We start from the raw sequence: 14644 nt of genomic DNA on the forward strand, positions 1-14644 counted from the left end.
AATGGCATAAAAAAAAGCAACCATGACGGTTGCTTTAAAAATGTTATTATATTTTTACGACATTAGCTGCTTGTTCTCCACGATCGCCTTCAACGATGTCGAATTCAACTTTTTGTCCTTGTTCTAATGATTTGTATCCTTCTTCAGCGATTGCTGAGAAATGTACGAATACTTCGCTTCCATCTTCTCTTTCGATGAAACCAAAACCTTTTTCTGAATTAAACCATTTAACTGTACCGTTATTCATATAGAATACCTCCGCGTGCTTTTGCACTAAATATTTGTAACAAATTTCATTGAATCAAAAGGAGTGTATTCTTATAAATAACTCTCAATTAACTTCACGTACTTGATTACTTAATTACAACTATACGCTTATTTTGAGAAAAGTAAAGCCTTTTTACTAAATTCTTTTAAATTTATTTTATTTTCAAAAATTGTGAACTTCTATTTGTATTAAAATCAGCTTTAAATTAATCTAATACTTAGAACTTATAAATGCTATTTATTTTATAAGCAAAATATTTTTCGGACAATATTTCTTAATTTAAACTATGTTGAATTTGATTACTTTTCATTGAACATCTCGTTTAATATATTAATACCTTGATCATATACTGATTCCATTTCATATACATATAGGTGTATATCATCCTTATTTACGTTTTCACTAATTAGGTACTCCCTAGCTAATAAATAAAACGTTCTCATAGTAGCAATAAATTCAATATTTAACTTACTATAACCATCATGAATATGACAATAAAAACTGAGATTTACTAATAAATGATCCACCTCATTCAATAAAATCATTTTCTCATCATTGACATTGCACGACGAATTTTTAAGTAATATTTCATATAGATTCGTAAGTTTCATATAAAGACTTGTCATATTTCCCTTTAAAAAGCGGAACTCTTTATTTTTATCCATTAGATTTCCACCTACTCATTTATTGTCATGTTTTTATAATTCTGAGCAAAGATTTTTAATATCTATACTTCTTCGTATTGTTTAAAATATGCTTCATCTAAATGATTGAGATGTATATTCTCTATTTGCAATGTGACATGTCTTAATCCATATTTATCTTTAAGTAATTTAGAAACTTTATTTATTGTTTCATAAGGAGACTTAATATATTCATCACTTAGTACAACGTGAGCACTTAAAGACCTATGATTAGTTGTAATACTCCATAGATGAAATTCATGTATATCAATGACCCCTTCTACTGATTTCATGTCTGCCATAATGATATCTGTGTTAAAACCATCAGGCACGCGTTCCATCAATACTTTCCATGCATTTTTAATAATTTTAAACCCACCATTAAATATAATTAAAGAAATAATAATACTAATGATTGGATCAATAATATTCCACCCTGTGAAATAAATGATCACTACTGCTACGATAACACCTATAGAATTTAATAAATCACCAAAGAAATGCCATAATGCACTTTGGATATTAATATTATCTTCTTTCTTTAAAGACGCTACTAAAATTAATGTCAAAACAACATTAACGACTAATCCTATGACAGCTATGACAACCATAAGACCACTTTCTACAGGTTTTGGATGAATAATCCTCATAATTCCTTCATACATAATACCTAGTGAAATCACTATAAGCGCCAAACCATTTAAAAAGGCAACTATAATTTCTAACCTCATAAAACCATAAGTATAATTCTTAGTGGGTGCTTTACTTGCGAAATATATTGCTACCATAGATAGCGCTAAAGCAAGCACATCACTCAACATATGAAATGAATCTGATAGTAAGGCAAGCGAATTAGATACGATCCCTCCTACAAACTCTACTATTGTAAAAAAGAGCGTGATAATTAAAGATAACCATAATGTCGTCTTAGAACTATTTTGAAATTTACGATGTTCAACATGATGAAAATATTTTGTTTGATTATTCATAGATAGTCTCCTTTGTTAGAAACACATCAATCATATACAGTTTCTTAAGTTATATTTTTAATCTTTATTTCTTCCCTTCTTATTTTGGCTATATAGGTTCAGTATTATAAAAACAAATACTGGGAAGAAGATAATGAAAAAAGTCATATCAATTCTCCTTTTACTAGAATGCAACTCATTAAAATTATTTTTTCATTCTTTCAACTTTATAGTACCAATTGTTCTATATCAATTCAAAATGACACGAATCAATTTATAGTTTCTATTTTTATATCAGATAAAATTGACTTATATAACAAATTAGTATCTATACAATCTATTATCATTTTAAAATTGATAAAAAGTAATTTAAGTTATCAACCTTTATAACTAAAAGTGATTACTAAAAAACCTGTCATAACAGTATTATTAATATATATGTAAATAACAAATAAAGGAGCTATGTTGAATGGAAGAAAACTATAATGAAGAACAGCAAAGAAAACAATGGGAACAATTTCAAGAATTTCAAAGACAACAAGAAAAGCAAAAGTATGTAAAGTCTAAATCTAAGAAACCATGGATTTGGGTTGGTGTAGGTTGTCTCGTTTTCTTTATTTTAATTATTATTGGCATTGTTGCATTGACCTTTAGTATGAATGGTGGATTTAAGCATCATGCCACCGGTACAAAAAATTATAAAATCGGTGATACAATTAAAAACGGTGATTTAGAAGTTAAAGTTAAATCAATTGAAAATACTAAAGCCGTTGGTCCTTCAATTGCACCTACTAATGCGAAAGATACATTTGTTGTTGCAGATGTTTCAATTAAAAATAAGGGAGACAAAGCATTAACAATCGATAGTCAAATGTTTAAATTAAAATCTGGAGATAAATCATTTGAAGCAGATGCCACTGGTTCAGTATCAGCTAACCAAAGTGATGACGGAAGTATCACCAATTCATTTTTCTTAGAACAAATTAATCCTGACAGTACGGCCGAAGGAAAAGTTGTATTCGATGTTTCCGAAAAAGTTGCTAATACTAAAGATAAAAAACTAGAAATCACATCTAGCTTATTCAGCACTAAAAGTATAACTGTGGATCTATCAGACGCTAAAACATCTACTAAAGATAAAAAAGATGATGATGCTACTAACGACGAAAGTACTTCATCTACCACATCAGGTTCATCGGATGACACTTCATCAAGTAATACCGGTAATTCAACTTCATCATCTGCATCACCTTCATCAAACACTGGCAGTCATCAAGACGCTAGTAGTAGTTCGTCAAAAGCAACACCATCTAAAGAAGATTCATCATCTTCTGCACCTAAAGAAAGTGAACCTCAAGAGTCAAAATCAGCTATACCAAATAGTGAAAATACACCAAAACCATCTAATAACACTTCATCAAATAGTGCGCCTTCGAGTGCACCTAGTGACAGTAGTTCAAAGTCAGAATAAAATATTAACATTGTCATCTCATTAAAAGATAAATACGTATCATTTCATTGCCACTCATATTCGGAGTGGCATTTTTATATTTTGAAATATTACCTTGATATGATATTGCTTTAAATTTGATATCGCTATACGTTAGAATGACACCACAATGTCACTAATTACATTGTAGCCAAATAATATAAATGAAGGAGATTGAGAAATGAAGAAACCCTTTTTTATTTTATTATCAAGTTGTTTAATTTTAGGCGCTTGTGGCAACCATGATTCTGAACATAAAGAAGAACATAAAAAAATTGAACATAAAAAGTCAAATGACTCTAAAAAAGACAAAGAGAAGTCTAAAAACAAACGTTCAAACGATCCTAAGAAAGATAATATCAAAGATTATGACGAAGAGAAGAAAGAGTCAAAAAAAGATAAGGATAAAAAGAAAGATAAAGCTAAAAAACAATCTTCATCTCAAAGTAAACCTAAACATAATAAACAATCATCTACTCAAAATAACGGGCAAAATGCACAACAAGGAAGCCAATCCCAACAGTCTAATGGTCAAAATCAACAACAATCACAATATCAGCAACCGCAACAGTCTAATGGCCAAAATCAACAACAATCGCAATCTCAACAACCTCAACAATCCACTGGACAGAATACACAACAACCACAATCTAGTGGTCAGAACACAATGCCCGCTTCAAATTAACTATAGTTAAAACATAGTAATCCGAACTAACTATATAATATTGAAACTATGATTCAAGTCCCGCTTTCCTAACATATTAGGAGTGGGATTTTTGATTTTCCAAAAATATAAATATTAGTGTGAAAATAACCCACAATTCTAGGAATTGCAGGTTAAGTCATCCGCTTAAATTCTAATTTTATTATCGACAAGTCTTTACTTCTTTAATGATTTAAAACCTCTTTTAACATCTCTGATTAAACCACTAGATCCTAACCAATTAGAAATCGTTGCCATGATAAATGCAATCATTTTACCTATCAAATCCATACATATGACCTCCATAGGCTTTTAATAATAATTACCACGAAATAATAGTAATGTAACATAAAACAATCCTATTCTAATATTAAAAAATCTCTAACATATAACTTATATGTATTGTTCTTTTATCTTTCAAACGAAATTACATATCATTATGCAATATTAAATAAGGTGTCCTTTCATTTTCAAAGGACACCTTATTTTTTACTTTTTACCAAAACTTCGAATATTTCTTATTACTTTACTTACCCGACGCCACCACAAATTATGTCTTTCTTTCACCTTACTTAAAGTAATCATATCTTCCTCTAAGATAACAAAATCAAGATTTGCATTTTCTTTCATATGAACAGGATTGGTACTTCTTGGAAGTGGTAAAACACCAATTTGCAAGTCATATCGAATAGATAATTGTGGTACAGATACGCCATATTTATCAGCAACGCGTTTAACAACCGGATCGTTTATCAGTTTGCCTGTGGCATTAGGTGAATAAGCCATAATCAAAATATCATGCTTTTCACAGTATTCCATAATATCCCTAGGTGTAAGTCCAATATGTACTTCAACTTGATTAACTGCAGGTTTAATCTTCCCGTTCTTCAGAATATTTTCTAAGTCTGCTATTTCAAAGTTAGAAACACCAATAGAACGAATCTTACCTTCTTCTACAGCTTCTTCCATTGCTTTCCATACTGCAAGATTTTCATCAAAATATGGCTTAGGACTACCTACAAGAAGTTCTCTCCAAGGTTTCGGCGAATGAATTAATACTTGATCAATTACTCCAATACCCAATCTTTCAATAGAATTCTCAATACAAGCTTTAGCGCCTTCATAGGTTTTTACCTCTGGCGGAATCTTTGTAGTGACAAAAATATCTTCTCTTAGAATACTAGATTCACGAATTGCCTCACCTACACCTTCTTCATTTTCATAATGAATAGCAGTATCAATATGACGATAGCCTATTTCAAGCGCCTCTTTCACTGCTAATATCACATTTTCATTAGAAATTTGCCATGTTCCAAAAGCAATTTTTGGCACTTCTAATTGGTTATTTAGTGTATATTTTTCTTGTAATACCATAAATATCTTCCTCCTTGATTTGTCTCGTTTCATTTCTGTATTTTCTTTGCATTAATGCTATATTTCAATGTCGCATTGATAGAGAGAAAGAATCTGTCACTAATTTTTCAACTAAATGGTATTCTTCATTTCACCAAACAACTGATTTATAACTACTGTATCCCACCTATTAAATAACGTAGTGCCTCCATTGCCTCTTCTTTATCCATCTGATTTTTGCGAATAAAACTCCAGTCCAAAATCATATGAATGGTGTTGGCATAATGTTCTGACATCTGATCATATGATAATTGATACTTTTTAGAAGGTGGACAAGTTACTAGAATAGTATAAATCTGTTGCCTAATATATTTTCTTAACGATTCAGCAAATCGGCCATCATTAGTATTATGCGTCATAATTTTTGCAATATTATCTCTGTATCCATTTAAATAGTCGTAACATCGCTCAAATAGTATATAAGGTCTTTTTTCTGGCGTAAGTGAATCATAATTGTCAACGACCATATCACTAGCTATTCTTTGCCAACAATAATTTAAAAGATCATTAATATCATCAAAATAATTATAAAAGGTTGCTCTTGGATAGTTGGCTTTCTCACACAACTCATTAATGGTAATTTTCTCCAATGGTTTAGTTTTCAATGTCCAAAAGAGTATTTTAGCAAATTCTTTTAATGTTCGTTCTGCAAACTTAGTCATCTTTTTATTTGTATCGTATTTCATTTATTCAAGTACTTTCCTTTTTATAATCGTCTGATATCTATTTGTATGATACCGTCTACCATTTAGTAATACAAGCACCACCTTGTTAAATTCGTCTATCCTTTTGCAGATTATAAGATATGTCTATCTATGTGTTTTCATAAAAGTTTTCTATAAAACAATAAAAAAGCTACCATTGAAGGTAACTTTTCAATAATAATATAAGTTCTATTTTAAATATGATAAATATATTGCTATTACCACTAATACTAATGCAATTACACCATGTCCAAACATATTAATTTTAATTTGCGTTTTATTCAAGCTCTGTCCCCTATTCATACGCTTATAATTTAATTGATATAAAAATGTCCAAAACGTTGCATATATTAATATAAATAATAATCCTAAAATTATTGCTACATATATACTAATATTAATCATCCTTTATATTATGAAGTGATATTACATTCAATAAACAATATAAGAGTTCACCTATTTTGCTTGGCGTTAATAATAATAGACGCTATTCCTAAACAAAATAAAAAGAAAATCATCAAATAAACAGCCATATTATCCGTCTTGATATAAAATTTAAACAGTATAAATGATAATAACGCGATAATAAAGTAAACAGGAATAAAAGTTTTTTTCCAAAATAATGAATCTTTCATAAAATTCCCTTCTTATACAAAGTATTAATCTTCAGATGAATCGCCCATTAATTGATATATAACATATACCACAACAACAATAATCGTAAGCAAGTCAAACGAATGTATAAATGCATCGCCAAATGAATGATCTAACCAAAAGAAACGAATTAAGAATAACAAAATTGATTGAAATAAAATAGCAAAAAAAATATTAATTATGGATTTAGCTAATATAAAATTATATACAATATATATTATTCCTAATATGGTAACAGCCCACATTAATATATGAGGTAGCATCTAATCATCCTTTAATAAGCGTTATAACAGAGTCATAATAATGAATTGTTTAGCTCAATGCTCTACGAATTCAATTATTTTTATTAAATTGAGCATGAATATAAATTAATAAAATACCAATCAATATAAACATCAAATGTCCTATTACACTAAAAATTTTAGATTGATTCAAATTTAATAAATTAAAAACAATTGGTTGCAATATGATTAACAATAATAGAAACATACCTAATTTTATTGAAGTAAAATACTTTGCCATATTCGCACCTTCTTTTATAAAAACATTAACAAACTTTAGTTATTTCGTCATTAAAGTGATGAAGTTAAATTATTCAATGATGCTTTTAATATTTCATAACCATTAATATAAATGTTCTCTTTTTAACACTTATGTATTAGAATTGGACACTTAAGAAATCCAAAACAACTCTATATGAATTACTCTAAACTGAAAATATAGTCCAATTGCAAGATAAAACTATATATTTAGGAGTGAATAATCGTGTTCGAAAATAAAGATGATATTACATTACTTTATCAAGCTATTTCAGAACTAGCTGAAATCATAGGTCACCATCCTTACAACACAAAATCAATTAGCCTTTTATGTTTGGATTTAGGTATAACACTCGAAGAATATCAAAAAGTACTGATAGCATTCTTAAAATTAGCACATAGTAAAAATACAGAAGAAATGGAAATAAATGATTTTAAAAAGATATTAATTCAGTTTATTGAAAAATATGATGACCTTACGGATTCTCAAACATTAAGATTTATTGAAGGCTATGCACGTAACTATATTCCCGAACTACTGCCATACGCCGAGAAACTTTATCTCGAAATACGCGTATAACTAAATTGAAATTGATTGGTGCAATACACCATTTTAGAACCAAATCAAAAAAGCCCACAACCACATGGGTTACAGGCTATATAATGGAGACGGTGGGAGTTCATTAATGCGTATATATTTGTATAAAAATCGCTATAAGTATTGTCATAGCAAAGTTTACATTGTCTATTCAGTTGTGTGTAAAATGTTAAATTTGAAAAACACAAGATATTTGGGGCAATGAATAGGTCTGATTATACTACTGTTCATACTCTTGCTCTTTATTTCAAAATTATGCCCTTTTTCGCCCTTAAATCATTTAAAGTCATTTTCGTAATATGTCATATAATCTTGTACATCATATAGAAAACTTCTTGTTTTACGCCCTTTATCTAGTTGACCTATTACATTAACATAAGAATCTCTAACAGCTACCTTAAAAGTTTTAAAATAAATATTATTAACATAATATTTTTGAGTTCTAATTAAATTATTATTTTTATACTCTAATTCTAACTCTTTCCTTAACTCTCTAGCTAAATCTCTCCCATTAGTAACATCATCTTCGAATACCTCGCTAATTTCTTGCGACTTTTCCTTAAAGTAATTCATCTTATTAATAACCTCTTGTTTAGTTATGTCATTGGGTATTTTAAATAAAATATTGTTCATAATCCTACCTCATTTTTATCATATTATTAATATTTATTACGTAATAAATACCATTTAGTTACAATAGATATTTTACCTATATAGTTACACAAACTCATTCCTCACTGCTACACAGGACATTTCTCAGAATGGATAACACCACTATTAGAACAAAGATCTTTCTAAAATCATGTGTCATACATTATTTATTATTCCTTATATAAGTGTTTTAATATATATTAATCTTCATTTAATGGTCTTAGCAATATTGATTGTCAAAAAATAGAAAGTTCTTATTAGTTTAAAAATAGAAGCACATATAATTGAATACCAAATAACAAAATAAATGTTATCAATTTCAATATCATATAATTTAAAACAGTACAAAACCAATGTATAAATAGATAACAATAAGAACATCTCTGTATTTAGCATAATATTTTCAATCAATTTCTTTTCTGTGTCTAACTTCTCAAACAATTTTGCTCTATCGTTTAAAAGTGGTATAAGAGTAACAGAAAAAAACAAAAATGCTGTTGTTAAAGAAGAAAAAGATATTACTGTTTCCAAAAAATCACTATATTGTTCTTTATTCTGAATAACAGAATATTGAACATTCAAACACAAGAACACAATAATTAGGATTATAAAAAACAAAACAACATCTATGTTTCTTTTAAACACAAAATCACAACCCTTTATCAAATTGTTAAAGAATATCTTTTTCAATAATCTTTAAATTATCTCTATAAGCTTTTTTTATCGATTTAATCATAGAATTAATAGTTATTTTATTATTGTTGTTTAATTCTACATCATCATCTATATATATTAATCTGTTAGCGATAAGATCAATAATTTGTTCATGGCCATCATTCTCCCCTCTAATAACCATTTTTTTGACTTCTTTTGTCTCATCTTTCGCTAAAATATTTTTTATTTGTTTTAATGACTCTGAAATATCTAAAGCTTTTGATGTATACTTTACCTTCATAGAATCTGCATTTAGTTTATCAATCATTTTTTTATCTCTTTGCGTTGACTGATTTTTATTCTTTATTTTATCTACATCTACAATTCTAGAAATATTAAACTCAATTTCTTTTAGATCATCAATGTGTTTTAAATTATCAATTTTTGTGTTATTTATAGCAACGTTCAATTTGGCACCTTTTTTCTTAACTGTTCTATAAAAAAAACTTTTAAAATCTGATTGAGAAATCCCTCCTCTATTTGATGGAATAATCACTACTCCATATCTAGGGCAAAATAACACTACAGTATCAACTGTTAAGCCTTGCTCCGGTTCATCGCCATATTCAGATCTACCATCTTTTACTGTTTTTTTAATTTCATTTATAACTGCAATTTTTGTAGTAACCGTTTTAGATAAACAAAAAACCCAAACTTCATTATTTATGTACTTATATTTTTCAATATAGTTAAATCCGATATAAGTTGATTTTTTACATTTAATAAAATTAAAATCTTTATTTTTTTCAAATTCTTCCAAAGATTCTTTTAAATATTCATTCATTCTTTCATAATTTTTGTCAACCTTACCTTTAAATTCATAAGTTAAAACAAAGAAATCATATTTTTTTGTAATCGTATTCATTTCCCCTTAACCTCTTTCGTGTGTAGTTTTATACATTATATATTTAAATCTACAAAATAAAAAGATTATATATGAAAAAAGCAACTAATATCGGGGAATGACATTAGTTGCAACTACACAATACCATTATACAATATTTTAGCACCTAGTACTAATTATATAATCATTTCTTATTTTCTCCTTTGATATAGGCATATAAAACGCCACCACCACCTATAAGTACAGCAAAAATGACACTTACCCATAACCCAATAGACATATTATCGTCCCTCCTTTACTTAAACGATACCCTCACATATATTTATATAACTTCCTTTATTCCTCAAATCTCCCAATATCATCAATATGAAAATCAGTATTTGGATATTGCTTTTCCTATTCTATTAAATCTCGCTCATTCTTCTCATCGTCTTGAACAAGACTATCAATAAATATTGGTGTTGCCACATTTATATCCACTTTATCAGTAAATATAATGTGTTAATGTCGAATAAGGTCACAAGCTTTTAAACGATCATTCGCTTTAATGGGCACTTCACATGTTCGTTGTTTACGAGGTTCATGTGTCCTGTGTCGGGGTTCTTTTCAAATGAACTTTTCTTAACTACAACTTCTTTCACTTCAGTTTCCTCACCCACTGCTGAACGTGATAGCAAGTATAGTGTTTTTTTCGCAGTTAAAATGGTATCGTCTATAATCTCATCTTTCTTGCTTTGAATATAGTCTTTTACTTTCTCATTGCGCAAAAGTCTGCTACCTGTTACATATGCGCTATTTGAGCTATAACCGGCATTTATAATGCTTTGAGTAACGTTAAGTATCATAAAAATTACTCATTCACAAAACTCTCTTTTCTACTTGTTTATTCGTCCTAATAATCACTACGTCTCTCTCAAATGACATATATTTTAGTTCTTTTATTCGAGCTACATCAAATATTTACTACTAACCACATCACATACAATAAAAGCCCACAACCACATGGGTCGCAGGCTATATAATGGATACGGCTGGAGTTCATTAATGCGTTTATCTTTTCACATAAAAATTGCTATAATTTTTGTCGTAGTAATGTTTAAGATGTCTTTTCAGTTGCGTGTAAAATTGAAAAATTACAAGAGCTTTATGTATCTATTAGGTTTGATTAAATTAATATTCACACTCTTGCTCTTCACTTCAAAATAATGCTTTTTTTATGAATTACTTTGTTTTTTCTTACTTTCTCTAAATTCCTCATCAGATTTTCCATGAATTATAAAATCTACGATCACGTATAAAATACTACCAATAATATTGAATATTAACTCCAAATAGATGCCCTCCATAGACTTTTAATTATATTACCAAGAATGATATTAATTTAATGCACTCAGTATCTACAAATATTTATCTTTAATTATGAGCTATTTTATATGCTTCAGTGAACAATTCATTCTATTAGGTAGTAATCGACATAGTACGTTTCTAAGAGTAAAGAACATACTGATTAGATAGTAAACATATTTAATAATTCTCTAAACCTTTATTTCGTTTGCTAATAACTAAGCCTATTGCTAAACCAATAAATGTTCCAAAAGGAAACCCCATTATAAAACTGAATAATACAGTGAAACCTAATATACTTAAAATTGGATGAATATAAATTTTATTTTGATTATTCATATGTATAACTCCTTTTGTAATTATAATAAGTTACCTACTTTTAATGATATCATAATCAGTTTATTTCAAAACCTGAATTATAAATATAGCCTGTATCAAAAAATCAAAAACGCTTATATACCTCTTTACTTTATTCATTCCTCAAACTTAACTCATTTTCATTTTGGCCTTTACTATCAACAAATATTGGCAATTAATTAAAAATGGAGGCAGTTATGTTTAAAATTCATGATGAGACATATATTAGAAGAACGATAAAATTTTTAGTTACAATATTAATAATTTTCTTAGTCACCTTTATTTTAGCAATTATATTTAGCCCTTCTACTGAAACCATAAAAAATCTATCTAAAGGTATACCCAGTAACGTTGCCAATGCAGTAGGGTTAGAAAAAGTTTGGGAATATATACTAAATAATGGGTTTAAAGTTCCTTTTCAAATGCTAATATTAGCTATCATTCCAATCCCTTTTTTATATTATTTAAACATTATCTCTACAGCGATTCCTCCTGCTATAGCTCTAGGTTTCGTAATTAATTATGACATTTATAAAGGGACTATGGTGACTATATCTTCAATCCCTCACTTCTTCGTAGAAATATTAGCTTTTTGCTTTGTTGCTAGCGGTCTCGTCAAAGTTAACCAAGCTATTATTAGAAAAATCACCAACTTATTTAGAAAAAACAAAAAAGAGAATTTATCTCTAAAATTATCTATAATCAACTTATTGAAAATATATGTATTTATAGCCTTACCTTTATTTGTAATAGCAGCTTTTTTCGAGAATTATTTATCTAAATTTATATTTGATCTACTAACCTAAAATAACAAGCCCTCTACGATCGATATTGGACTTCCTTGTATTTCTCTAATTTAATATACATCCCAAACATGAAAATCAGTATTCGATTAATGCTTATCCAACTTTTATAAAATCCGTTCAGCTTAGCTTTTTGTCAACAATTACTTTAGAATCAATATTTATTATTACCTTTAATAACATTTACTTAATTAAATATTTTGGAATTAAATTGTAATATTAAATTAAATATAACATATGAAAGGATATTAATAGCATGAATTTTAAATTATTAGGAGCTGCATTATTATCAGCAACAGTTTTACTAACTGCATGTGGTCAAAATAATGACAAAGCAATGAAAGACGAAAATAAAAAATCAGAAACTAAGTCTGATAAAAAATCTAATGATCCAAAGAAAGATAAACAAAGTAAGAAGGATAAGAAGAAAGAACATAAAATGCAATCTAAAGAAGAAGCACTAAACCAATCTGTTGAACAGAATACTAATCAACAACAATCTACTGAACAAACTAATCAACAGACACAACAACAAAACGTTCAGACTCAAGACAATAATAGGGCTTTAACTAAACAACAAATGGAAGCTAATGCAAAAGTTGCTAAACAAAATGGCTATACAGGTATACCTAATGGAGATATGGGAGGCGTTCCTACTTCCGAAAAATCTTATTCTAACGACCAATTAGACCCTGAAACTGGACTGCCTAAAGATGGTGCAGTCCCTAAAGATTCAGAATAAAAAACACTTCCGCATGATCCATTTTAATATGAATTCAACGAAAATGTTTTTATATTATTCCCAATATATATCTATAGCTTATTAAATTGGTAGTGTTTTTATGTGCTGGGGCAATACTGTGGCAACGAAAATAAAAAGCCCACAACCACATGGGTTGCAGGCTATATAATGGAGACGGCGGGATTTGAACCCGCGTCCAGAGGTCCTGATACATATCTTTCTACGTGTGTAGTTTATCATTGAGTTTCGCATAATGAGAGGTGATAAACAACCAACATTATGCTAGTTTGATTGGTTTTCATCTAAACAGACTTCAAACGGCAGTGTTTAGCATATCCTACTTAGGTTGAATCGCGTTAACAGCACATAGGAGATGCTGTTAGGCGATGCAGAGTGCTATTACGCAGCTACTGCGAAATTATTGTTTGATTTGCCAGTTATTATAAACTGAGTGTGTTAGTGACGGAGACAACCCTCCGACACGCTTAATAAGCTCTGGGGACCCCTGTCGAATCCATAAACGTCCCCGTAATAAAATGTACTTTGTAGAAATCAAACATATCATTAATATCATTGTCACTCGCACTTGATGAACAACGCCTGAGTCACCTAAAATAAGATGTTCTTACTTGACCACTTTTCTAACAAAGCACTTATTAATATATCAAATGTAGCCCGTGTAAGCAATAGTATTGCTTAATAACGGGCTTTTACTGCGCGATCCATATCACGTTTGACTGCTTTTTCTTTTAAAGCTTGTCGTTTGTCATATTTTTTCTTACCGCGTGCAATACCTAATAATACTTTGCATTGACCATGCTTTAAGTACAATTTTAGCGGAATAATAGAATACCCAATTTCTCGTGTGCGGTCACCTAATTTAATAATTTCTCTTTTATGAAGGAGCAACTTACGTGATCGCAATGGATCATGGTTAAATCGGTTACCTTCTTCATAAGGCGCAATATGCATATTATTTAAATAGATTTCACCACGTTTTACTTGAGCATAGCTATCTTTAAGATTGGCGCTACCTCTACGTATAGATTTAATTTCTGTACCTTGTAACACAATCCCCGCTTCAATCGTATCTTCTATATTATAATCATGTCTTGCTTTACGGTTTTCAGCTAATGTGCCTGGTGATTTTTTCTTAGCCATTCTGTCTCA

Annotated in this window: 16 protein-coding genes, 1 other RNA gene and 1 pseudogene; 5 read left to right on the forward strand and 13 right to left on the reverse strand. The window is 29.1% G+C overall.

Features of this window, described 5'->3' with window-relative positions; all coding sequences use genetic code 11:
• Positions 1-46: 46 nt before the first annotated feature.
• From EL082_RS09370 to EL082_RS09380, 3 genes are all read right to left on the reverse strand, one after another.
• Positions 47-247 (reverse strand): cold-shock protein, encoded by a 201-nt coding sequence (locus EL082_RS09370; protein ID WP_103286258.1) that lies wholly within the window; start codon positions 245-247, stop codon positions 47-49.
• Positions 248-567: 320 nt separating this feature from the next.
• The gene (locus EL082_RS09375; protein ID WP_002466279.1) at positions 568-933 is read right to left on the reverse strand and encodes a hypothetical protein; all 366 of its coding nucleotides are present in this window, start codon (positions 931-933) and stop codon (positions 568-570) included.
• Between the two features lie 62 nt (positions 934-995).
• A complete protein-coding gene (locus EL082_RS09380) occupies positions 996-1940 on the reverse strand; it encodes a cation diffusion facilitator family transporter (RefSeq protein ID WP_002466283.1) in 945 nt (314 codons plus the stop codon).
• 448 nt (positions 1941-2388) lie between these two features.
• On the opposite strand from EL082_RS09380, the gene EL082_RS09385 reads away from it, so the two are divergent.
• Both EL082_RS09385 and EL082_RS09390 read left to right on the forward strand, forming a co-directional pair.
• Positions 2389-3390: a DUF4352 domain-containing protein gene (locus tag EL082_RS09385; protein ID WP_002466284.1), complete on the forward strand. Its 1002-nt coding sequence runs from the start codon at positions 2389-2391 to the stop codon at positions 3388-3390.
• A 199-nt stretch (positions 3391-3589) separates the two neighbouring features.
• Positions 3590-4093 carry a hypothetical protein gene (locus EL082_RS09390; protein WP_002466281.1) on the forward strand — a complete coding sequence of 168 codons (504 nt, stop codon included), beginning with the start codon at positions 3590-3592 and terminating at the stop codon, positions 4091-4093.
• Between the two features lie 507 nt (positions 4094-4600).
• Here the strand turns inward: EL082_RS09390 and EL082_RS09395 are convergent.
• From EL082_RS09395 to EL082_RS09415, 4 genes are all read right to left on the reverse strand, one after another.
• Positions 4601-5485, reverse strand: a complete 885-nt coding sequence (locus tag EL082_RS09395) for an aldo/keto reductase family protein (RefSeq protein WP_002466282.1) — start codon at positions 5483-5485, stop codon at positions 4601-4603.
• 152 nt (positions 5486-5637) lie between these two features.
• Positions 5638-6210, reverse strand: coding sequence for a TetR/AcrR family transcriptional regulator (locus EL082_RS09400; RefSeq protein WP_015365253.1), 573 nt, complete (start codon positions 6208-6210; stop codon positions 5638-5640).
• A 470-nt stretch (positions 6211-6680) separates the two neighbouring features.
• Complete coding sequence (locus tag EL082_RS12060; RefSeq protein WP_015365254.1) at positions 6681-6863, reverse strand: hypothetical protein; 183 nt, start codon at positions 6861-6863, stop codon at positions 6681-6683.
• A gap of 24 nt (positions 6864-6887) precedes the next feature.
• Positions 6888-7145: a hypothetical protein gene (locus tag EL082_RS09415; protein WP_002466073.1), complete on the reverse strand. Its 258-nt coding sequence runs from the start codon at positions 7143-7145 to the stop codon at positions 6888-6890.
• A 502-nt stretch (positions 7146-7647) separates the two neighbouring features.
• Here EL082_RS09415 and EL082_RS09425 point away from each other — a divergent pair.
• Entirely contained in the window at positions 7648-8001 is a 354-nt protein-coding gene (locus EL082_RS09425) for a hypothetical protein (protein WP_002466078.1), read from the forward strand.
• Positions 8002-8295: 294 nt separating this feature from the next.
• Here the strand turns inward: EL082_RS09425 and EL082_RS09430 are convergent, their stop codons facing one another.
• From EL082_RS09430 to EL082_RS11940, 4 genes and pseudogenes are all read right to left on the reverse strand, one after another.
• Entirely contained in the window at positions 8296-8652 is a 357-nt protein-coding gene (locus EL082_RS09430) for a hypothetical protein (RefSeq protein WP_015365255.1), read from the reverse strand.
• A gap of 688 nt (positions 8653-9340) precedes the next feature.
• Positions 9341-10249 carry a hypothetical protein gene (locus tag EL082_RS09440; protein ID WP_015365257.1) on the reverse strand — a complete coding sequence of 303 codons (909 nt, stop codon included), beginning with the start codon at positions 10247-10249 and terminating at the stop codon, positions 9341-9343.
• A gap of 375 nt (positions 10250-10624) precedes the next feature.
• Positions 10625-11090 (reverse strand): annotated as a pseudogene (locus EL082_RS09445) (terminase small subunit).
• Positions 11091-11752: 662 nt separating this feature from the next.
• Positions 11753-11911 (reverse strand): hypothetical protein, encoded by a 159-nt coding sequence (locus tag EL082_RS11940; protein WP_019235831.1) that lies wholly within the window; start codon positions 11909-11911, stop codon positions 11753-11755.
• A gap of 215 nt (positions 11912-12126) precedes the next feature.
• On the opposite strand from EL082_RS11940, the gene EL082_RS09450 reads away from it, so the two are divergent.
• A complete protein-coding gene (locus EL082_RS09450; protein ID WP_002466069.1) occupies positions 12127-12735 on the forward strand; it encodes a stage II sporulation protein M in 609 nt (202 codons plus the stop codon).
• Positions 12736-12988: 253 nt separating this feature from the next.
• Positions 12989-13474 (forward strand): hypothetical protein, encoded by a 486-nt coding sequence (locus EL082_RS09455; RefSeq protein WP_015365260.1) that lies wholly within the window; start codon positions 12989-12991, stop codon positions 13472-13474.
• 166 nt (positions 13475-13640) lie between these two features.
• Here EL082_RS09455 and ssrA read toward each other — a convergent pair.
• Positions 13641-14002, reverse strand: a transfer-messenger RNA (tmRNA) gene (gene ssrA / locus EL082_RS09460).
• A 168-nt stretch (positions 14003-14170) separates the two neighbouring features.
• On the reverse strand, positions 14171-14635 hold the full coding sequence (gene smpB / locus EL082_RS09465) for an SsrA-binding protein SmpB (protein WP_002466079.1): 465 nt from the start codon (positions 14633-14635) through the stop codon (positions 14171-14173).
• Between the last annotated feature and the right edge of the window lie 9 nt (positions 14636-14644).

Origin of the sequence: Staphylococcus warneri (assembly GCF_900636385.1) — a bacterium.
Taxonomy (GTDB): Bacteria; Bacillota; Bacilli; order Staphylococcales; family Staphylococcaceae; genus Staphylococcus; species Staphylococcus warneri.

Coding starts and splice junctions, on each gene's coding strand:
- EL082_RS09370 (WP_103286258.1), bottom strand. CDS start 247: ATGAATAACGGTACAGTTAAATGGTTTAATTCAGAAAAAGGTTTTGGT.
- EL082_RS09375 (WP_002466279.1), bottom strand. CDS start 933: ATGGATAAAAATAAAGAGTTCCGCTTTTTAAAGGGAAATATGACAAGT.
- EL082_RS09380 (WP_002466283.1), bottom strand. CDS start 1,940: ATGAATAATCAAACAAAATATTTTCATCATGTTGAACATCGTAAATTT.
- EL082_RS09385 (WP_002466284.1), top strand. CDS start 2,389: ATGGAAGAAAACTATAATGAAGAACAGCAAAGAAAACAATGGGAACAA.
- EL082_RS09390 (WP_002466281.1), top strand. CDS start 3,590: ATGAAGAAACCCTTTTTTATTTTATTATCAAGTTGTTTAATTTTAGGC.
- EL082_RS09395 (WP_002466282.1), bottom strand. CDS start 5,485: ATGGTATTACAAGAAAAATATACACTAAATAACCAATTAGAAGTGCCA.
- EL082_RS09400 (WP_015365253.1), bottom strand. CDS start 6,210: ATGAAATACGATACAAATAAAAAGATGACTAAGTTTGCAGAACGAACA.
- EL082_RS12060 (WP_015365254.1), bottom strand. CDS start 6,863: ATGAAAGATTCATTATTTTGGAAAAAAACTTTTATTCCTGTTTACTTT.
- EL082_RS09415 (WP_002466073.1), bottom strand. CDS start 7,145: ATGCTACCTCATATATTAATGTGGGCTGTTACCATATTAGGAATAATA.
- EL082_RS09430 (WP_015365255.1), bottom strand. CDS start 8,652: ATGAACAATATTTTATTTAAAATACCCAATGACATAACTAAACAAGAG.
- EL082_RS09440 (WP_015365257.1), bottom strand. CDS start 10,249: ATGAATACGATTACAAAAAAATATGATTTCTTTGTTTTAACTTATGAA.
- EL082_RS11940 (WP_019235831.1), bottom strand. CDS start 11,911: ATGAATAATCAAAATAAAATTTATATTCATCCAATTTTAAGTATATTA.
- EL082_RS09450 (WP_002466069.1), top strand. CDS start 12,127: ATGTTTAAAATTCATGATGAGACATATATTAGAAGAACGATAAAATTT.
- EL082_RS09455 (WP_015365260.1), top strand. CDS start 12,989: ATGAATTTTAAATTATTAGGAGCTGCATTATTATCAGCAACAGTTTTA.
- smpB (WP_002466079.1), bottom strand. CDS start 14,635: ATGGCTAAGAAAAAATCACCAGGCACATTAGCTGAAAACCGTAAAGCA.